Below are 21,047 nucleotides of genomic sequence, written 5' to 3' on the forward strand. Positions count from 1 at the left end.
CATTTTTTCTTTCCATTTAATTACCTTGTAAAGCTTCTATAGAGTTTCTTACTAAAGCCTTTGCGTATTTAGGGTTGTGAAGACCTTTACTGTGGTCATAATAGATCATACGGTAGTTCCAAAGGGCCTGGGCTGGAATTAAATCGTATGTTCCGCCAACCGGGCTCACACTTCCGTCATCATTTAATTTGAGTAAGCCTTCGGCAAGGAGAAGATCCTCTAATGTTTTTATATCCTCAACGAGGAAATCTCCGCTTGGAATACCACTTGTATGACATTGGACACATGAAGTTTCTGTTGGTATGGTACTGTGCAGGCCATCAATATTACCTGTGCTCTCTCCCATATGGCAGGAAGTACAACTTGAACCTCTTCTATGGGCCGCAGATGCTGGCTCTTCATAAGGCAAGGAACCTGCCACTTCTGCTCCTTGAATTCCTTCAAGAAGACTTGACTGTGCTCCGTAATGTGGTCCAAAGCGACTGTTTACTGCGATCTTACCATCTTCATTAGGAAGCGGGAATACGGATCTTGGCTGGTGGCAAGTCGCACATGTGTGACTGGTCATTCCGTCTTTACCATAGTCTATTGTAACCGAAGCATCTGCCAATAGGGTTACAGGAGCAACTACTCTAAGAGCATAATCGTAACCATCATTTTCAAAGTCGAAACTCGTATGATTTCCATGACAGGTGTTACAAGTGATTGTTTGGGTACCCGGATAAATCGGACCAACACCGTCTCCAGTTAGGGCAGTTCCTTTTTCCGTCCAGTCTATATAGCCGTCACTGGTATGGCAAGCTGTACATGTGCTGGTACCGAAATTGGGACCAAAACCTCGGTTACCGTATCGTGAAAGTGGTACGAAAGGAGCATCCGGCCCCCCTCCAGGTTCTTGATGATCCATGTTTTCATTGTAATGAGCGGAGAACAGATAAGAAGCGTGGACTTCTTCTGCAGTCGACACATTGTGACATGCTGCGCATTCAGCTGTTCCGCTGGCTCCGTCTGCTCCGTCCATACCGTCCATTCCGTCTTTACCGTCTTCCCCGGGAATAGGGTCTGTTGTACACTGGACAAGTAACATACTTGTCGATACAATTAATAAGAGATTTATAAGCTTGATAATTTTCATGGTATTTGAAATTTACGTGTTAAAAAAGTGTTAAGTAAATTTAAAATCAAACCAACTTATAAATCATGATAATTGTCAGTTTTAAAAATATTTAAAACACTGAAAATCAGTGGATAAAATTCAAAATATGATAAATGTCATTTTAACTATGTGACTTTAGTAACTAAAAATGGAAAAATTTTTGACCAAAATGAGTGCAAAATTTGAATCATTAATGATTCCAAAAAATAAGTGGTTGATTCTCAAATTTTTTAAAATTTCATGAATGATTTTTTATTAAATTTGCATTCGATATCACACAATTTGCTTTGAATGAAAAAAGTTATAAGTTATTTGTCTTCAATGCGGTTTACCGCGGTTTTGTTTTTCCTTTTTGCGGCCGCTATGGCCATTTCAACTTTTATTGAGAATGACTACGGCACTCAAACGGCCAAGGCGCTTGTTTACAATGCCTGGTGGTTCGAACTGATCATGTTGCTTTTTATGGTCAATTTTATTGGAAACATCAAAAAATATGAACTTCTTCAAAAAAAGAAACTTCCTGTTTTAATGTTTCACCTTTCCTTTGTTTTAATTATTCTTGGTGCGGGCATTACCAGGTACGTCAGTTATGAGGGTATTATGCCCATCTTTGAAGGTGAGACTACCAATAAAATTTTGTCGGATAAAGCCTATATCGATATACACATTGATGATGATAAGGAGCAGAAAGCACCCATGTATGAGCATTATTTATTTGCCTCAACTTACGGTAACAGCAGTAATTTCATTTATAACACCTCGAGATTTCTGAACTGGATACGTGGTGGTAATGATTTTTCAATAAAGACCGATTTCAAAGGTGAGCCGGTAGAGATCAATTATGTGGATTATATCCCGAACGCCTATGAGGAGTTTCAACGGGATGAAAATGGCCAGGATTACCTTAAAATTGTTGAATCCGGTGGTGACGGAAGGCACGAACACTACATCAGGTCAGGACAAACTCTGAATTTGCATAACTCTCTTTTCTCTTTTGAGAACCAAACCAAAGGAGCAATAAATATTTTTACGGTTAACGATACCTTAAGAATTCAGGCCCCTGCGAACGGTGAGTTTATGATCATGGCGAGTCAGACACAAGGCGCCGTTGTTCAAGATTCCATCCAGACATTTAACCTTAGGTCCTTATATCGAATAGGAGGGAATCAATTTGTTGTTCCCGAACCAGCCATCAAGGGAAAAATGGCCCTGGTTTCAGGGAACAAGGATGAGCATCCAAATGATATGGTAGAAGTTGAGGTGATTACAAAAGAAACCAGCCAAAAAATTAAATTGTTTGGAAATTCTTTGCAGGTCTCTCGTCCTATCGTTTTTTCTCAGGACGGGTTGAATTTTAGATTGCGTTATGGATCAAAACAATTTCAGATACCTTTTTCAGTAAAATTGCGAGATTTTCAGTTGGAGCGCTATCCGGGTTCCATGAGTCCAAAATCCTATGCAAGCGAGATCACGGTTGTTGATGGTGAGGATGTTTTTGACTTTAGAATATTTATGAATCATGTGCTGGATCATAAAGGATACAGATTCTTTCAGTCCAGTTATAATGATCAGGGAGAAGTGGAGCAGACCTTCTTATCTGTTAATTACGATACCGCAGGAACATGGACCTCTTATGTAGGGTATTTCTTCTTATTTCTTGGCCTGATTCTTTCACTTATGACAAAAGACACGCGATTTGGTTCCTTAAGAAAGAATCTGAAAAAATTAAAGAAAAAGAAGGCAAAGCTGGTTATGATCTTTCTTTTAGTCTCGGGAGTTGCCTTTTCACAAAACGGGCAAAGTTCTTCTCAGGCAGAATTACAGGAGCAAGAACAAGAACATAACCATGATCATGAGCACGTGCAGGAACCGGTCAATTCTGATGAATCGCAGGACGCTCACGCTGCACATTCAGCAGCCGACCATCAATCGCATGAACAACAATACAGGATCATTGATTCTATCATTGAAGTTCAGACCAGTACCAAGGAGCATTCCAGAGAATTTGGTAAACTGGTTATTCAGGATGAAGGAGGCAGAATGAAGCCGTTAAACACCTTTGCATCGGAATTATTGAGAAAGGTTAGTAAAAAGGACACCTACAAAAATATGGATGCCAATCAGGTGGTTGTTTCCATGTTGACCAACCCCAGAGCCTGGTATTTTGTACCCTTTATTTATATAAAAAGAGAGAACACTAAGGTCAGAGACCTGATAGGTATTCCTCATGAACAGAAGTACGCTCGGTTTTCAGATCTTTTTACAGAAAGGGGAGAGTATAAGTTAACAGAAGAAGTTGGGAAGGCTCATAAGAAAAAGATCAAGGATAAATATGAGGAGAGTATCTTAAATATTGATGGAAGAGCCAACCTGTTGTTTGGCGCCCTTGGAGGATCCATATTTAAATTTTTCCCTTTACCAAATGACGAGAATAACAAATGGTTTTCATTCATTGAAGTCAGGCATTCCGGCTTCAAGGGAGAGGATTCTCTTTACGTGAGCAATATTATACCGTTATATGCCGGCGAAGTGGTAGAGGCTGCCAAGACCAAAGATTATTCAACTGCAGAAGAGTATCTTGAAAGTATTCATAAATATCAGCAGCGATACGGTTCAGAGGTTATGCCTTCAGAACGAAAAGTTGAGCTTGAACTTTTTTATAATGAGTACGATATTTTTAAGTCGCTGTTTGCTTATTATATGTATGCCAGTTTACTTATGTTCATCGTGGTGATTGTTAACATTTTTAATGATAAAAAACTCATCCGTATTCTGATAAAGGTATGTACAGGAATCATTCTGTTGTTGTTTGTCTATCATACCGTAGGATTAGGCATCCGATGGTATATTTCTGGCCATGCTCCCTGGAGTAACGGTTATGAATCAATGATCTATGTGTCCTGGGCAACAATGTTCTTTGGAGTTATCTTTGGTAAAAGGTCACCACTGACCCTTGCAGCAACAACATTTGTAACCTCGATGTTGCTAATGGTAGCGCACTGGAACTGGATGGACCCGTCCATTGGAAATCTTGTGCCCGTGCTGGATTCGTATTGGTTGATGGTACACGTAGCTATTATTGTTGCAAGTTATGGGCCATTTACCATTGGCATGGTGCTGGGAATGCTGGCATTGATCCTCTACATATTCACCACAAAGAAGAACAAGAAAAAGATGAACCTCGCCATTAATGAAATCACAACCATTAATGAAATGTCGTTAACCATTGGTTTGGTTTTACTGACCATAGGAAATTTCCTTGGAGGAATCTGGGCCAATGAAAGCTGGGGTCGATATTGGGGATGGGACCCAAAGGAAACCTGGGCCCTGATCAGTATCATGGTCTACTCATTTGTTCTGCATATGAGGCTGATCCCGGGATTGAAAAGTAAATACACCTTTAATATGGTTGCTGTATTCGCGTTTGCCTCGATTTTGATGACCTATTTAGGTGTGAATCATTTACTATCCGGTTTGCATTCTTATGCTGCTGGTGAGTCGGCTGCGGTTCCAAACCAGATCTGGGGATGGTTACTTATATCTTTGATTTTAAGTATCTTAGCATACTTTAAATTCAACAGGTTTTACAAAAAAAAGGCAAAGAAAAAAACTAAGAAAAAATGAAAAAATCAATTTTAGTGCTTTCACTTATCCTTGTGGTATTGGGCGCTTGCAAGAAAGAAACCAAGGAGGATCAAAAAGCAGAGGTGATGAAAGAAGAAACTGCAAACCAGGACACTGAAAACATTTATCAGTTTCAGGTGGAGGACCTTTACGGGGAGGCATTTGACTTTTCTAATTTAAAAGGAAAGAAAATTATGGTGGTTAATACAGCATCAGAATGTGGTTTGACCCCTCAGTATGCCGAGCTTCAAAAATTATATGATACCTATAAGGATCAAAACTTTGTGATAGTAGGGTTTCCGGCAAATAATTTTGGAGGCCAGGAACCAGGAACCAATATGGAAATAGCATCGTTTTGTAAAGAGAATTATGGAGTGACCTTCCCGATGATGTCGAAGATTTCAGTGAAAGGAGCTGACATGCATGAGGTTTATCATTTTTTAACCGAAAAAAGTAAAAACGGATTACAGGATTCTGAGGTTTCCTGGAACTTTCAAAAATATTTATTAAATGAAAAAGGTGAGCTGGCGATGGTTTTAGAGCCACGGACCCTACCAACCGATTCTAAAGTTATAGATTGGATCGAGACCAAATAAAAGACGGTACATACAGGATTCAGATTGCTTTTAAAAAATCAAGACACCTTCAAAATTCGGAGGTGTTTTTTTGTCATTAATGTTTGTAGAAAAGCCATAAACCCATTAGCTTCGTAATTCATCCTAATCCTGAATAAATAAATTTTATAAACGTCATATTGCCCATTCCCCTGCAAAAGTTGTTTACCTATAAAATAACTGAGGCAGAGGCTGATTTTATAGAAATCGGAACCAGGGTGGCTGTTCCGTTTGGAAAGTCAAAGATCTACACAGCGATTGTTTTTGAAAAGCACCAGGAAGAGCCTACAGCGTACGAGGCCAAAGACATCTATCAGATACTGGACGAATTCCCATTAGTGACCCAATCACAGTTACAACAGTGGGAATGGATCGCTTCCTATTATATGTGCTCTCTTGGCGATGTATTGCGTGCAAGCCTTCCTAAAGCTTTTTTGCTTGAAAGCGAAACGCTGGTGCTGAAAAGAGTAGATTTTGATCAGGAAGAAACTCTTAATGATGAAGAATACATGATATGGGAGGCTTTGGAGCAAGAGGCCAGGTTAAAGATTCATGACATCAGTAAAATTCTGGATAAGAAAGGTGTTTTATCCGTTATCAATGGCCTTTTAGCCAAAGATGCCATTGAAGTCAAAGAAGAGATCTTTGAACAATATAAACCGAAGTATGTTAAATATGTGGATCTTACTTCGAGGTATCAGTTGGAAGAAGAATTACACCAATTACTAGATGGCTTGGGTAGGGCCCCTAAACAAAGAGAGATAATGCTAAATTTTTTTCAGCTCAAACAGGGGACAAAGGAACCGGTTTTATTGAAAGAGTTAAAGGAAAAAAGCCAGGCTTCTTCAGGTGTAATAAAAAGTCTTGTGGACAAGGGGATTTTTGAAATCATTGAGGTCAGGGAAGACAGGGTTTCGTTTCAAACCGAATCTCGTCCCATCCATGAGCTGAATGACTGGCAGTCAGACGCATTAGGAAAAATAAGGGAAGTTTTTAAAGAAAAGGAAGTCTGTTTGTTACACGGTGTGACTTCAAGCGGTAAGACGGAAATCTACACCCATCTGATCGCTGATGCCCTTAAGAAGGGTAAACAGGTGCTTTACCTGCTACCTGAAATCGCTTTAACAACCCATATCATAAGCAGATTGCAGCTTTTTTTTGGGGAGAGCATCTCTGTGTTTCACTCCAGGTATTCTGTTGACGAAAGGGTAGAGGTCTGGAATAATTTATTGAACAATTCTGAAAAAGCGCAAATAGTACTTGGAGCTCGCTCCTCAGTATTGCTTCCATTTAGCAATTTAGGTTTGATCATTGTTGATGAAGAGCATGAATCCTCGTTTAAGCAGTTTGAGCCTGCTCCCCGATATCATGCCCGTGATACAGCCATTTTACTCGGTAAAATTCACGGTGCAAATGTAGTTTTGGGAAGTGCCACACCTTCTATCGAAACTTTTTATAATGCTCAACAGGGTAAATACGGTTATGTAAGGCTGGACAGGCGTTATGGAGATGTTTTGCTTCCGGAGATTGAGTTGGTGGATATCAAGGAAAAGCACAGAAAGAAGCGAATGAAGGGGCATTTTTCTGATCGATTACTAGCCCTGATGGAGGAAGCGCTTTCTGAAAAGGAGCAGATTATACTTTTTCAAAACAGGCGGGGTTATTCCCCGGTTGTGGAATGCAGTACCTGTGGCGTTGCCCCCCAGTGCCCCAACTGCGATGTAAGTTTGACCTATCACAAATTCAATAATGAATTAAAATGTCACTATTGTGGCTATCAGCAAGGGCTTCCACGAACCTGTCCTGCCTGTGAAAACCCTACGCTTGATACCAAAGGTTTTGGAACCGAGCAGATAGAGCTTGAATTGCAGGAACTGTTTCCTGATTCAAATATTGCGAGAATGGACCTTGATACCACCAGAGGTAAATACAGTTATCAAAAACTTTTAAGATCCTTTCATGAACGGGATATTGATATACTGGTGGGAACCCAAATGCTTACCAAGGGCCTAGACTTTAAGAATGTGACCCTTGTTGGCGTGCTGAATGCTGACAACCTATTGAATTTTCCTGATTTCAGGGCCCATGAAAGGACCTATCAACTTATGGTTCAGGTTTCAGGAAGGGCCGGCAGAGATCAGAAAAGGGGTAAAGTAGCCATTCAAAGTTTTAACCCCTATCATCAGATTCTTCAACAAGTCACAACACATGATTATAAGGGAATGTATGAGGATCAGATGAATGAACGCCATCAGTTTTCTTACCCGCCATTGGTTCGACTGATTCGTATTACCTTAAAACATAAAGACTTGATCAAGGTTGATGCTGCCGCTAACTGGATGGGAAAATCACTCAGTAATAGCTTTGGAGATCAGATTCTGGGGCCAACCAGCCCTTCGATAGGAAGAATCAGAAATAAGTATTTAAAAACCATTTTGATCAAGCTCCCTGCCAACAAGTCTTTAAATGCGCCAAAACAACTTATCTCAACAATAAAGGACTCATTTATGGCGATATCAGAATTCAGGTCGGTTCAGGTTATTATCGATGTAGACTGTTATTGATCAGGAAGCATGCTTAGGGATCAGTCATCACTTTTAAAGATCCGTCAGCACTTACTGACCTGCAGATGCTTTTTTATTTTTGATCCATTCTTTTCTGAGATCGGAAGACACCATCCCGGTTCCGTCGTGCTTCCACCCGGGAGGTTTAATCAGGTAGAGCAGTTTGTTGCCAAACGAAGTTTTGGAACTTACCACATCTTTAAACATCAGATACCATTCCAAAAAGGCTATTTTAACGGGGTTGTAGGTGTCAATGTTCTTGACCAGCCCATAAACCGGTTTTTCTACTTCGGGCTCAAAAGTTCCAAACATTTTGTCCCAGATAATCAGAATTCCTGCATGGTTTCGATCTAAATACTGTGGATTGGTGGCATGGTGAACACGATGGTGCGAAGGTGTATTGAAAACAGCTTCAAACCACGAGGGTAATTTTTTGATAAGCTCAGTATGAATCCAGTATTGATAGAGCAAACTGATGGACATTTGTGCCAAAATCATTATCGGATGGAAACCAAGGACAGCCATGGGCAGCCAAAATACGAAGGACATAAAACTCCCGGACCAGGTTTGCCGAAGTGCTGTACTTAAGTTGTATCGGCGCGAAGAATGATGCACCACATGGGAAGCCCAGAAAAATCGGTTTTCATGGCTTATCCTGTGAAACCAGTAATAACAGAGGTCATCAGCAAATAGCACCAGGATCCAGCCCCACCACACGAAAGGAATCGTAAATATTCTGAAATTCAGGTAGACAAAAGTAAGTATCCCAAAAACCATGGCTTTTGCCAGCAGGCCAATAAATACATTGCCCAGGCCCATGGTAATAGATGCCGCTGCATCTTTAAAAGTATAGGCTTTCATTTGATTTTTACTTGTCACAATGATCTCAATGATCAGCGTCAGAATAAAAAACGGGATCGCATAATGTATCAGGTTTGGAATTTCAGGGATGTTTATTGTTTCTGTCATATCTCATTCGTCATTCAATTTTACAATAATTAATGCGAATATAAAAAGAACCAAATAAATTTCTGCATCCACAAAAAAAGCCGGATTAGTTACTAATCCGGCCTTTATATTAAAAAGGTTTTCGAACCTTTAATCTTTAGTTGTTATTTTTCAGCAACAACTTCAAACGGTAGATCAACAATGACATCTCTGTGCAATCTGACAGATGCATTGTATTTTCCAAGTCTTTTAACCAATCCACCGGCGATTGAGATGAATTTCTTCTCAATTTCCTGACCTTCAGTCGCCAATGCTTCAGCAACATTCGCATTACTTACAGATCCGAAAAGTTTATCACCTTCACCAGTTTTGGCAGTAATCTTTAATTCAAGTGCTTTTAAAGCTTCTGCAGCCTTATTCGCCTCTTTAACAATATTCTGCTCTTTGTAGGCTCTTTGCTTCAACGTTTCAGCCAAAACTTTTTTAGCTGAACTGGTAGCTAATACTGCATATCCCTGAGGGATCAAATAGTTACGTCCGTAACCACTCTTTACAGTTACCACATCATCTTTAAATCCTAAATTAGCTACGTCTTGTTTTAATATTAGTTCCATAATCGATCCGGTTTATTATTTTAACATATCACCTACATATGGCATTAAAGCCAAATGACGCGCTCTTTTAATTGCCTGAGAAACTTTACGCTGGTATTTCAACGAAGTCCCGGTAAGTCTACGAGGAAGAATTTTACCTTGCTCATTTACCAAATACATCAAGAAATCAGCATCCTTGTAATCAATATACTTGATACCATTCTTCTTGAAACGACAGTACTTTACTTTTACCTTAGTATCGATTTCCAAAGGAGTAAGATATCTTATCTCTCCTTTGCTTCCTCCTTTAGCTTGTTGTTCTAATGTAGCCATTATTTTTTCGGATTACCAGATTTAACTCTTTCTTTTCTCTTCTCAGCCCAGGCAGCAGCATGCTTGTCTAACTTTACAGTCAGGTATCTCATGATACTGTCATCTCTTCTAAATTCAAGTTCAAAAGGTGCGATTGCATCTCCAGGACATTTGAATTCGAACAAATGATAAAATCCGGTCTTTTTCTTTTGGATTGGATAGGCCAGTTTTTTTAAGCCCCAATCTTCTTTCCAAATCATTTCGGCACCTTTAGAAACCAAGTAGTCCTCAAACTTCTTTACTGTTTCCTTTACCTGAGTATCAGATAAAACGGGATTCAAAATGAAAACAGTTTCGTAATGATTCATAATACTAGTATTAATTGTTAAATTTTAAGCGTGCAAATATACAATATTATTTTTGTTTTTATTTACTTTTGCAACTTTAAAATTGAATAATCGGTTCTTTTCGGCAAAGGATTGATTTAAAGAAGATAAGAAGGATGAAATATACCAAGCTCAGCAAAGAACAGTTTGAGGAATTGAATGAAGAATTTGCAGTATTTCTTGCCGCTCAGAGTATTGATGTCAAGGAATGGACAAAGATCAAGGCAGAGAAGCCGGAACTCGCAGATAAGGAGATGGAGGTTTTTAGTGATTTTGTATGGGAAAAAGTCTTGAGCAAGGCTGGTTATCTTGAACATTTTTCAGCAGATTCACTGAATCTTTTTAAATGTGGGGAAGAAGCGATTCACAGAATCGTGGTCAAGGTGAATAAAGAAGGAGTTAATTTATTGGAGTCAAAGGACTTTGAATGGCTGCTTGATAACTCAAAGGATCCTCGTATTGAATATTTAAAAGGTAAAAAGGGATATTCACAAGAGCGTAATATGGAAATTTTTGATTTGATCCAAAAGGGGAGTGTCGTTTCCGATGGAAAATTATTTGAAGCGATCCATTCTATGATCTCTGCTCAAAGCAACTAAGCCCCTAACATTTTATTTAGGAAAGAATAATCATTCAGACTATTTTGATCATTTGGTCATCTTTTTGATCATTTAGTCATCTTTTTGATCATTTGGTAATCATTTTGATCATTTGGTAATCATTTCGACCATTTTTAAGACGCCTGTTCCTGCCTTTTCAGGGATAACCGTTAGATTATCAAATTGATGATGTGAAACCGCAGGCTTAGGGTCAATAAAGTAGATGGGCGTATTTTCCTGTACATAATTGATCAGGCTTGCTGCAGGATAAACCTGCATTGACGTCCCGATAATTACTAAAATATCGGCTTTAGAAGTTGATTCTGCCGCTATATCCAGAAGAGGAACAGATTCTCCAAACCATACGATATGGGGCCTTAACTGACTTCCTAATTCACAAAGATCCCCCGTGATCAAATCTTTTTCCCAGTCGTAAACCAGTGATTCGTCCATGGTACTTCTGACTTTCAGAAGTTCCCCGTGCAGATGAACAACCTTGGAACTCCCCGCTCTTTCATGCAGATTATCAACGTTTTGGGTAATGATTTCCACCTCGAATTCCGTCTCAAGATCCGCCAGTAAAAGATGCCCCTTATTAGGTTCAACTTCGAATAACTGCTTTCTTCGCTGGTTGTAAAAATCAAGTACCAATTCCTGATTTTCATACCAGCCTTGCGGAGAAGCCACCTGCATTACGTCATGGCCTTCCCAGAGTCCATTGGCATCCCTAAACGTGTTGATACCACTTTCTGCGCTCATTCCGGCTCCTGTCAAGACAACTACTTTCTTCATACTCTTTGGGTTCCAGCCAATTTTTATTTTGCTCTGTACTTTGATGTTATTTCAAATACATGTGCCATGATATCCTTATCAAGATCTGAAAAGTCTTCATTCTTTCGTTTCATAACCAGGTCAGCCGTTTCGAAGGCCTTTGCCTTGGAATAAGTGGTAAAACCTGCTGCACCACCCCAGGAAAAAGAAGGAATGAAATTCCTTGGAAAATTACTTCCGTATATATTTGCGCTGATTCCTATTACGGTCCCTGTATTAAACATGGTATTTATGCCGCATTTGGAATGATCACCCATGATCAGGCCACAAAATTGAAGCCCCGTATCGACAAACCTTTCTTTACCATATTCCCAGACTTTTACATTGGCATAATTATTTTTCAAATTTGAGTTGTTGGTATCTGCTCCAAGGTTGCACCATTCCCCAATCACTGAATTTCCCAGGTATCCGTCATGACCCTTACTGCAGTAGCCGGACATAATGGTATTGTTCACCTCTCCTCCAATTTTACTTTTAGGACCCAGGGTGGTTGGCCCGAAAACTTTGGCACCCATTTTAACCACGGAATGCTCACCCATGGCAAAGGGTCCTCTGATCATGGCTCCTTCCTGTACCTCTGCGTTTTTCCCAATATAAATGGCACCCTTTCTCGCATTTAAAACGCCTATTTCAATATCAACTCCTTCTTCCAGAAAGATTCTTTCGGGGTTCATACAATGAACCGAATCAGGTATTGGTGCTGATATCCTGTCTTTGGTGATCAGATCAAAGTCAGCCTCAAGTGCTTCTCCATTGAAAGAAAAAAGATCCCAGGAATTTTTAATCTGGATGAGGTTATCTGAATATTCAATGGCTGTGAAAGCTTCTAAATCAACTTCCTGGCCCTCCTTGCAGAAAAAGGCCAAAAGTTCATTTTCTTTATACAGTGCCTGGTTTTCCTTTAGATTTTTAACGGCTTCCACCAGGTTTTCATTGGGAAGAACAGAGCCTTTGATCATGACATTTTCCTCCAGTTCCACCATGGGAAATTTCTCGGAAAGATAATCTTCGGTAATCGTTGTGGTGGTTGATTGTAAATATTTCTCCCATTTTTCTCTGATGGTCAAAATTCCGATCCGAAGGTCGGCTACCGGCTTGGTATACGTAAGGGGAAGCAGGTTTACGCGGTATTCTCCATCAAATAAAATATAGTTCATGAGTCAATTTTTAAACGACAAATATAAGTTATTATTTAAAAAAAGAGATACGGAGACGAATCCGGAAAAAAGTTGTCAGGTCTTTCCTGAATTAGGAATAAGAATTAAAAAAATCCTTATTTTTATGAAAAATTAGGAAAATCAATTTATGGAAACATTTACAAAAGAATTACAGTCAAGTTTAAGTCCTCAAGATGCCATTGACAGACTTAAGGAAGGAAATAAGCGATTTGTTGATAATAAAGGTTTGGAAAGAGATTTGTTGACGCAGGTCAATATTACAAGCGGTGGTCAGTTTCCATTCGCGGCTCTCTTAAGCTGCATTGACTCCAGAGTACCGGGCGAAATGGTATTTGATGAAGGAATAGGTAGCGTGTTTAATGTGAGGGTAGCAGGGAACGTGGTCAACGAAGATGTTCTGGGATCATTGGAATATTCTTGTAAAGTTGCCGGGTCAAAGGTTATTGTTGTCCTGGGGCATACAAAATGCGGAGCGGTAACAGCGGCCTGCAAGCATGTTGAACTGGGTAATATCACCCACCTGCTTAGCAAGATCAAACCTGCTGTTGACCAGGTAATGGAAGGTGAAGCCGATCCAGAAACGATTGAAAAAGTTGCTTTGAGAAATATTGAAGTATCCATTGAAAGAATCAGAGCTGAAAGCCCTATTCTGGCTGAAATGGAATCAAACGGAGAGATTGCAATTGTTGGTGCCGTGTACGATGTGGCCAGTGGTGCGGTATGCTTTATGTAAGATGTATAATTATTTATATATAAGACATTTAGATCACTTTATTTAAATATATAATAGAAATAAAAAACCCCGAAAACGTGTTCGGGGTTTTTTTAATTTTGAATCAAAATCTATTTGGTCAAATACATTTTTCTTCTCGAATATAATTCGTAAAACTCATCATCTTTTAAACTGTCGATAAACAAAATGCTCTCTCCTGTTGATTTCATTTCAGGGCCTAAACGCTTGTCAACATTTGGGAACTTGTTGAAGGAAAATACAGGCTGTTTGATGGCGTATCCGCTTAGCTGAGGATTGTACTCAAAATCAGTAACCTTGTTGGCACCCAGCATTACCTTTGTGGCAAAGTTTACATAGGGTTCTCCATAAGCCTTTGCAATAAAAGGAACCGTTCTTGAAGCTCTTGGGTTGGCTTCGATGATATAAACGACATCGTCTTTAATGGCAAACTGTATATTGATCAGTCCAACCGTTTTAAGTGCTTTTGCAATTTTATGAGTATGATCTTTGATCTGCTGCATTACAAACTCACCCAGGTTGAAAGGAGGCAGGGTGGCATTGGAATCCCCTGAATGTACCCCGCATGGTTCAATGTGTTCCATGATCCCTATGATCTGAACATTTTCACCGTCGCATATTGCATCTGCTTCAGCCTCAATGGCTCCATCGAGATAGTGATCCAGTAACAGGACGTTGTTCGGAATTTTCCTCAGTAAGTCAACAACATGCTCTTCCAGTTCCCGCTTGTTGATAACAATTTTCATCCCCTGTCCGCCCAGCACGTATGAAGGCCTTACAAGGATCGGGAAATCAAGGTCATCAGCAATCGCCGCAGCTTCATCTGCCGTTGTTGCTGTTCCAAATTTCGGGTAAGGAATTTCCAGATCTTTTAAAAGTGTTGAGAAACGTCCCCTGTCTTCTGCAAGGTCCAATGCCTCAAATGAGGTTCCAATGATCTTAATTCCGTATTTGTCGAGTTTTTCTGCAAGTTTTAGAGCGGTCTGCCCACCGAGTTGAACAATGACCCCCTCCGGTTTTTCATGTTGAATAATGTCATAGATATGTTCCCAGAAAACAGGCTCAAAATATAACTTATCTGCAGTGTCAAAGTCTGTTGATACGGTTTCCGGATTACAATTGATCATAATGGTTTCGTATCCTGCTTCTTTTGCTGCCAAAACCCCATGAACACAGCAATAATCAAACTCAATTCCCTGCCCGATTCTATTGGGCCCTGATCCAAGTACTACTACTTTTTTCTTGTCTGTGACCACAGATTCATTTTCAGGATAAGACTTTCCGTTAACGATCATATTACTTTCAAAGGTCGAATAGTAATAAGGTGTTTGTGCTTTAAATTCCGCGGCACAGGTATCAACCAGCTTATATACTCTTTTGATATCCAGTTCCTGACGTTTTTTATGCACCTCACTTTCATAACAATCGAGCATATGCGCAATTTGTCGGTCACCATATCCTTTTTGTTTTGCCTCGAGAAGCAATTCAGGACTCAGGCTTTCCAGAGTGAATTTTGAAATTTCCTTTTCCAGGAAATACAATTCCTCATATTGCCTTAGGAACCACATGTCAATTTTGGTGATTTCGTGGATCCTGCTTAAAGGAATACCCATCTGGATCGCATCATAAAGGGCAAAAACCCTGTCCCAGGAAGGGTATTTTAATTTGTTGATAACCTCCTCATAGTTATTATAACTTTTTCCATCGGCACCAATTCCATTTCTTTTGATTTCGAGAGACTGAGTAGCTTTGTGAAGCGCCTCCTGAAAAGAACGCCCGATACCCATTACTTCTCCTACTGATTTCATCTGCAGGCCGACAGTTCTTTCAGATCCCTCGAATTTATCAAAGTTCCATCTTGGGATCTTGACGATAACATAGTCAAGGGTAGGTTCAAATAAAGCCGAAGTGGTTTTTGTAATTTGATTTTCCAGTTCATCAAGATGGTATCCAATGGCAAGCTTTGTAGCTACTTTGGCAATGGGATATCCCGTGGCTTTTGAAGCTAAGGCCGAAGACCTGGATACACGCGGATTGATCTCGATAGCAATAATATCTTCTTTTTCGTCCGGGCTAACTGCGAACTGAACGTTACATCCACCCGCAAAATCGCCAATGGAACGCATCATCTTGATGGCCATGTCACGCATGCGCTGATAGGTCGTATCGCTTAAGGTCATTGCAGGTGCCACGGTAATGGAATCTCCCGTGTGAATACCCATTGGATCCATGTTTTCAATGGTACAAATAATAACGACATTGTCGTTCTTATCTCTTAGTAATTCCAGTTCATATTCCTTCCAGCCTAACAAGGCCTTGTCAATGATTACCTCATGAATTGGAGATGCTTCAAGCCCTCTTCTTAGCAGATCATCAAAATCCTCTTTCTCATAAACAATAGAAGCTCCGTATCCACCCAGCGTAAATGAAGGCCTGATCACTAAAGGGAATCCATATTCCTGAGCAATTTCTTTACCCTTAAGAAAGGAGGTTGCCGTAGTTGACGGCGCCTGTCCAATTCCGATCTCAATCATTAATTGTCGAAATTGTTCCCTGTCTTCTGTTATTTTGATGGCGTCAATGTCAACTCCAATCAGGTCTATGTCAAAATCTTCCCAAATACCCTTGTCCTGAGCCTCTATACAAAGGTTCAATGCAGTCTGGCCACCCATGGTAGGAAGAACGGCATCGATATTGGGATGCTTTTTGAGAATTTCAATAATCGACTTGGTGGTCAGAGGTTTTAAATATACGTTGTCAGCCAGAGAAGGATCCGTCATGATCGTCGCCGGATTTGAATTGATCAGGGTAACTTCTATTCCTTCTTCTTTCATAGAACGTATAGACTGGCTACCTGAATAATCAAACTCACATGCTTGTCCGATAATGATTGGACCTGAACCTATTATTAAGACTGATTTGATTTTTTTATTTTTCGGCATTAGTAGTTATTTTTGGGAAGCAAATTTAAGAATTTGCGATATATAAAAATTAGCGAGTTATTCACAATTGGGTATAAAAAAAGGTGTTACTAATAAAAGCAACACCTTTATATTTATATGATCTGGCATATTTATTTTTTATGACCTGGTTCAGATGAAACTGATAGTTTAGCTCTTCCCTTAGCCCTTCTTCTGGCTAGGATCTTTCTTCCATTGACACTAGACATTCTTTCGCGAAAACCGTGCTTGTTTTTTTTCTTTCTATTCGATGGCTGGAATGTTCTTTTCATTTCTAAATATCTTAATAATTAGGTGTTCTCCTGATTTTTCTATAAAAGTCCGGCAAATATACAAAGGTTTTTAGTTCTGACAAGGAGTAAAGCAAAAAAAAATCTGAATCGCAATTCGAGTTTTTAACAATTTAAAAATGTATTTTTACTAAAAAATCAAGATCTATGGAATATAATAAACCCATGCTGAGGGACAATGCTTTAAAAGGTGAAGTCATTATTGTTACTGGTGGTGGAAGTGGATTGGGAAAAGCCATGACCACTTATTTTTTAGAGTTAGGGGCGAAGGTGGTCATCAGTTCAAGAAATTTGGAAAAATTGTTAACAACTGCCAAGGAGCTGGAAGAGAAGACAGGAGGTAAAGTCCTGCCTGTGGCCTGCGACGTAAGAAATTATGATGAGGTGGAGGCTATGTTACAGGAAACACTGAAGGCTTTTGGTAAGGTTGATGCCCTGGTCAATAATGCAGCCGGAAATTTTATCAGCCCAACAGAAAGGTTATCGGCAAACGCCTTTGACACCATTATAGATATCGTTTTAAAAGGCTCGAAGAATTGTACCCTGGCTTTGGGCAAGCACTGGATTGATATAAAACAAAAAAAATCCACAGTTTTAAATATTGTCACAACATATGCCTGGACCGGATCCGCTTATGTGGTGCCATCTGCAACGGCCAAGGCAGGCGTCCTTGCAATGACAAGGTCTTTAGCAGTTGAGTGGGCCAAATACGGAATAAGAACCAATGCGATTGCTCCGGGGCCCTTCCCAACAAAGGGAGCCTGGGACCGTTTATTGCCTGGTGACCTCAAGGATGAATTTGATATGAAGAAGAAAATTCCCTTGGGAAGGGTAGGAGAGCATCAGGAACTAGCTAATCTGGCCGCATATCTGATTTCTGAATTTTCGGCTTTTGTCAATGGAGAAGTAATTACCATTGATGGAGGAGAATGGTTAAAGGGAGCTGGGGAATTCAATATGCTTGAAAAAATCCCGGAGCAGATGTGGGACATGCTTGAAATGATGATCCGCAGTAAAAAGAAATCCTAAATCCCGATTACAGGGTTATTTGCATTGGGATATTCGATTTGAATTCAGACTCTTGAAGTAAATTGCACAGGAACTTGTCAAATCATGTGGATAAGCAGGGCTGTTATGTTAAAAACTTCGTTTTATAAGCTCATAAATAATTGTATTTTTACAGCGGTTTAAATTCAATTTTTGAATGGGAAAAATAATAGCGATTGCTAATCAAAAAGGTGGGGTAGGAAAGACTACGACTACCGTTAATCTGGCAGCGGCTTTGGGAGTTTTGGAACAAAAGGTTTTGCTTGTTGATGCGGATCCTCAGGCCAACGCCACCTCGGGATTAGGAATTGAAGTTGAAAGTGTTGAAAACGGAACCTATCAGGTTTTGGAACATGCAGTATCAGCAAAAGAGGCAATTATAAAAACCAATTCTCCAAATGTTGATATTATACCTGCTCATATTGACCTTGTTGCCATCGAAATAGAACTGGTAGACAGGGAAGAGCGGGAGTCGATGCTCAAAGAGGCACTTACTGAGGTAAAGGAAGATTATGACTATATTATCATAGATTGTGCTCCCTCCCTTGGATTAATAACGGTAAATGCACTGACAACTTCTGATTCCGTGATCATTCCTATTCAATGTGAGTACTATGCACTTGAGGGTCTGGGAAAATTGTTGAATACCATTAAAAGTATACAGAAGATTCACAATCCTGAACTGGAAATTGAAGGATTGTTGCTAACGATGTATGATTCCAGGCTCAGGCTTTCCAATCAGGTTGTTGCTGAGGTGAAAAAACATTTTCACAATATGGTATTTAAAACCATCATTCAAAGGAATATCCGCTTAGGTGAAGCTCCAAGTTTTGGAGAGAGCATAATTTCATATGATGCAACGAGCAGGGGAGCAGTCAACTATATCAACCTGGCTCATGAAATAATTAAAAAGAATAACAATGGCGAAGGCAACTAAAAAACAGGTATTGGGAAGAGGATTATCGGCGCTGCTCAGCGATTCGAGTGAAGATATCAACTCGATCAAAGATAAGAATGCCGATAAGCTTGTGGGTAATATTGTAGAGATCGAACTTGACGCCATTGAAGTGAATCCGTTTCAGCCAAGAACCAATTTCAATGAGGAAGCTTTGAAGGAACTGGCGGGTTCCATAAGGGAGCTCGGTGTGATTCAGCCCATTACAGTTCGCAAACTGGAAGGGAAAAAATTTCAACTCGTTTCAGGCGAGAGAAGATTTCGTGCATCACGCTTGATCGGGGCTAAAAGCATTCCTGCTTATGTACGTATTGCCAATGATCAGGAAATGCTGGAGATGGCTTTAGTTGAAAATATTCAAAGAAAAGATCTTGACCCGATAGAGGTGGCTCTTTCGTACAGACAGCTGATCGAAGAGGTAAAACTTACTCAGGAGCAATTGAGTATTCGTGTGGGTAAGAATCGTTCGACGGTTACTAACTTTTTGCGTTTGCTTAAACTGGATCCCATTATTCAAACAGGGATTCGAGACGGATTTCTGAGTATGGGACACGGTCGGGCACTGATCAATATCATGCAACCCGAATTACAACTTGAAGTCTATCAAAAAATTATTAAAGATAAGTTATCAGTTCGTCAAACGGAACAATTGGTAAAAAATGTCAAAGAAGGCAAGCCGGTTGAGGTAAAACCTGCTGTTAAAAAGGAAATTCCTGACTATTTTAAGAAAAGTATAAAAGAAATCAGTACTTATCTTGGTCATAGAGTTGATGTAAAACTATCCGGAAATGATAAAGGAAAGATCATCATCCCGTTTCATTCAGAAGAGGATTTTGCCCGCATCAAAAAATTACTGGAATAAATGCTGCAAAAAATTATATTTAGTTTAATTATTTGCATTTTTTGTTGGAACACTGGATTTTCTCAGGAAGAGGAAAAAGAAAAAAAGAAAAAGAAAGATAAAACTGAAGAAGGTGTTCTAACCCTTGAATCGCAAACGATCGATCCGCTTTCACCTGCAAGGGCGGCATTCTATTCTGCCGTACTGCCCGGACTGGGACAAGCTTACAATAAGAAATACTGGAAAATTCCGATAGTTTATGCGGCCCTGGGAACAGGAGTTTATTTTGTGGTTGATAATCAGCAAAAATATGACAGGTATCGCGATGCGTACAAACTGAGGATTTCGGGCCGTCCGGATGAATTTGATGGTACGGGTGATAATCCAAACATTAGTGATGACGGTTTGATAAGGGCACAGGATATATACAAAAAGAACCGGGATCTGGCGTTGTTTATCACCATTGGCCTTTATGCATTGAACATTATAGAGGCGAACGTGGATGCGCATCTCGATGACAAAGCCTTCAACCGAAACTTGTCATGGAAGCCTTCACTATATGTGAATCCTGTTAACAATCAAACCGTAGCTGGTTTGAATTTTAAATTTGATTTTTAAATAAGATAGTAAAATGAAGATAGCATTATTGGGTTATGGCCGTATGGGACAGGCGATTGAAAAAATTGCGATAGAGAGAGGCCATGACATTGTGATTAAAAAGGATATCGAACCTCTAGAGGTTGACTTGAGCCTTGCTGATGTTGCCATAGATTTTAGCCATCCCCTTGCTGCTTTTGAGAATATTAAAAGTTGTATTGATAAGGGCGTTCCTGTCGTTTCGGGAACTACCGGCTGGTTAGAGCGGTATGATGAGGTCAGTGACTACTGTAAAGAGCACGAAGGAGGATTTATTTATGCTTCAAATTTTAGTATCGGGGTGAACTTGTTCTTTAACCTGAATGCTTATCTGGCAAAAATGATGCGCCCTATCACAGAGTACGATGTTGAAATGGAAGAAATTCATCACATCCACAAACTTGATGCCCCAAGCGGGACCGCAATAAGCCTGGCTGATGATATACTTTCTGAATCGGATAAGAAGAATTGGTCCATTGAAACCAGGGCTAAAGAGGATCTATATATAAATGTAAAAAGGGAGGGGGAAGTACCTGGTACTCATTCTGTGACCTATTCTTCAGAGATTGACAGTATCGAAATCAAGCATACAGCATTTAACAGAACCGGATTTGCGCTGGGAGCAGTTGTGGCTGCAGAATGGCTCAGGGAGAAAAAAGGAATATATTCCATGAAGGATGTATTGGGATTGTAATTTTCCTGATAGAAAAATTAGTAACAAATCCTTATTTTCAGAGACAAATAACAAAGAATAACAAACTA

At 39.8% G+C, this 21,047-nt stretch carries 19 protein-coding genes; 10 read left to right on the forward strand and 9 right to left on the reverse strand.

Going from position 1 to position 21,047, the window contains the following annotated elements; all coding sequences use genetic code 11:
• Positions 1-16 precede the first annotated feature (16 nt).
• Positions 17-1,135 (reverse strand): cytochrome c3 family protein, encoded by a 1,119-nt coding sequence (locus LCM02_RS03635; RefSeq protein ID WP_224926965.1) that lies wholly within the window; start codon positions 1,133-1,135, stop codon positions 17-19.
• 312 nt (positions 1,136-1,447) lie between these two features.
• Between LCM02_RS03635 and ccsA the strand changes: the two genes are divergently transcribed.
• From ccsA to priA, 3 genes are all read left to right on the forward strand, one after another.
• Positions 1,448-4,780, forward strand: coding sequence for a cytochrome c biogenesis protein CcsA (ccsA, locus tag LCM02_RS03640; protein WP_224926966.1), 3,333 nt, complete (start codon positions 1,448-1,450; stop codon positions 4,778-4,780).
• Positions 4,777-5,376, forward strand: a complete 600-nt coding sequence (locus LCM02_RS03645; RefSeq protein WP_224926967.1) for a glutathione peroxidase — start codon at positions 4,777-4,779, stop codon at positions 5,374-5,376. Before ccsA ends, LCM02_RS03645 begins: the two co-directional genes overlap by 4 nt.
• Before the next feature lie 158 nt (positions 5,377-5,534).
• On the forward strand, positions 5,535-7,958 hold the full coding sequence (gene priA, locus LCM02_RS03650; protein WP_262902484.1) for a replication restart helicase PriA: 2,424 nt from the start codon (positions 5,535-5,537) through the stop codon (positions 7,956-7,958).
• A 51-nt stretch (positions 7,959-8,009) separates the two neighbouring features.
• Here the strand turns inward: priA and LCM02_RS03655 are convergent, their stop codons facing one another.
• From LCM02_RS03655 to rpsF, 4 genes are all read right to left on the reverse strand, one after another.
• Positions 8,010-8,927 carry a sterol desaturase family protein gene (locus LCM02_RS03655; protein WP_224926968.1) on the reverse strand — a complete coding sequence of 306 codons (918 nt, stop codon included), beginning with the start codon at positions 8,925-8,927 and terminating at the stop codon, positions 8,010-8,012.
• Between the two features lie 143 nt (positions 8,928-9,070).
• Positions 9,071-9,520, reverse strand: a complete 450-nt coding sequence (gene rplI, locus LCM02_RS03660) for a 50S ribosomal protein L9 (RefSeq protein ID WP_224926969.1) — start codon at positions 9,518-9,520, stop codon at positions 9,071-9,073.
• A 15-nt stretch (positions 9,521-9,535) separates the two neighbouring features.
• Complete coding sequence (gene rpsR / locus LCM02_RS03665) at positions 9,536-9,832, reverse strand: 30S ribosomal protein S18 (protein WP_224926970.1); 297 nt, start codon at positions 9,830-9,832, stop codon at positions 9,536-9,538.
• The gene (gene rpsF / locus LCM02_RS03670) at positions 9,832-10,179 is read right to left on the reverse strand and encodes a 30S ribosomal protein S6 (RefSeq protein ID WP_224926971.1); all 348 of its coding nucleotides are present in this window, start codon (positions 10,177-10,179) and stop codon (positions 9,832-9,834) included. Before rpsF ends, rpsR begins: the two co-directional genes overlap by 1 nt.
• Positions 10,180-10,313: 134 nt before the next feature.
• Between rpsF and LCM02_RS03675 the strand changes: the two genes are divergently transcribed.
• Positions 10,314-10,796: a DUF6495 family protein gene (locus LCM02_RS03675; protein ID WP_224926972.1), complete on the forward strand. Its 483-nt coding sequence runs from the start codon at positions 10,314-10,316 to the stop codon at positions 10,794-10,796.
• A 108-nt stretch (positions 10,797-10,904) separates the two neighbouring features.
• On the opposite strand, the gene LCM02_RS03680 is transcribed toward LCM02_RS03675, so the two are convergent.
• The gene (locus LCM02_RS03680; RefSeq protein ID WP_224926973.1) at positions 10,905-11,588 is read right to left on the reverse strand and encodes an SIR2 family NAD-dependent protein deacylase; all 684 of its coding nucleotides are present in this window, start codon (positions 11,586-11,588) and stop codon (positions 10,905-10,907) included.
• A 23-nt stretch (positions 11,589-11,611) separates the two neighbouring features.
• Positions 11,612-12,784 (reverse strand): GlmU family protein, encoded by a 1,173-nt coding sequence (locus tag LCM02_RS03685; RefSeq protein ID WP_224926974.1) that lies wholly within the window; start codon positions 12,782-12,784, stop codon positions 11,612-11,614.
• Positions 12,785-12,932: 148 nt separating this feature from the next.
• Here LCM02_RS03685 and LCM02_RS03690 point away from each other — a divergent pair, with 148 nt between their 5' ends.
• Positions 12,933-13,538 (forward strand): carbonic anhydrase family protein, encoded by a 606-nt coding sequence (locus LCM02_RS03690; RefSeq protein ID WP_224926975.1) that lies wholly within the window; start codon positions 12,933-12,935, stop codon positions 13,536-13,538.
• A gap of 110 nt (positions 13,539-13,648) precedes the next feature.
• On the opposite strand, the gene carB is transcribed toward LCM02_RS03690, so the two are convergent.
• Positions 13,649-16,498 (reverse strand): carbamoyl-phosphate synthase large subunit, encoded by a 2,850-nt coding sequence (gene carB / locus LCM02_RS03695; protein ID WP_224926976.1) that lies wholly within the window; start codon positions 16,496-16,498, stop codon positions 13,649-13,651.
• A gap of 131 nt (positions 16,499-16,629) precedes the next feature.
• Entirely contained in the window at positions 16,630-16,788 is a 159-nt protein-coding gene (gene rpmH, locus LCM02_RS03700; protein WP_224926977.1) for a 50S ribosomal protein L34, read from the reverse strand.
• 165 nt (positions 16,789-16,953) lie between these two features.
• Here rpmH and LCM02_RS03705 point away from each other — a divergent pair, with 165 nt between their 5' ends.
• The 5 genes from LCM02_RS03705 to dapB all read left to right on the forward strand — a co-directional run bounded on the left by LCM02_RS03705 (position 16,954) and on the right by dapB (position 20,979).
• Entirely contained in the window at positions 16,954-17,835 is an 882-nt protein-coding gene (locus tag LCM02_RS03705; RefSeq protein WP_224926978.1) for an SDR family oxidoreductase, read from the forward strand.
• Between the two features lie 175 nt (positions 17,836-18,010).
• A complete protein-coding gene (locus LCM02_RS03710) occupies positions 18,011-18,790 on the forward strand; it encodes a ParA family protein (protein ID WP_224926979.1) in 780 nt (259 codons plus the stop codon).
• Positions 18,774-19,670, forward strand: coding sequence for a ParB/RepB/Spo0J family partition protein (locus LCM02_RS03715; RefSeq protein ID WP_224926980.1), 897 nt, complete (start codon positions 18,774-18,776; stop codon positions 19,668-19,670). Before LCM02_RS03710 ends, LCM02_RS03715 begins: the two co-directional genes overlap by 17 nt.
• Complete coding sequence (locus LCM02_RS03720; protein WP_224926981.1) at positions 19,671-20,267, forward strand: DUF5683 domain-containing protein; 597 nt, start codon at positions 19,671-19,673, stop codon at positions 20,265-20,267.
• Positions 20,268-20,280: 13 nt separating this feature from the next.
• Complete coding sequence (gene dapB / locus LCM02_RS03725; RefSeq protein WP_224926982.1) at positions 20,281-20,979, forward strand: 4-hydroxy-tetrahydrodipicolinate reductase; 699 nt, start codon at positions 20,281-20,283, stop codon at positions 20,977-20,979.
• The last annotated feature ends 68 nt before the right edge of the window (positions 20,980-21,047 follow it).

The organism is Lutimonas saemankumensis (assembly GCF_020171465.1).
GTDB classification, from domain to species: domain Bacteria; phylum Bacteroidota; class Bacteroidia; order Flavobacteriales; family Flavobacteriaceae; genus Lutimonas; species Lutimonas saemankumensis.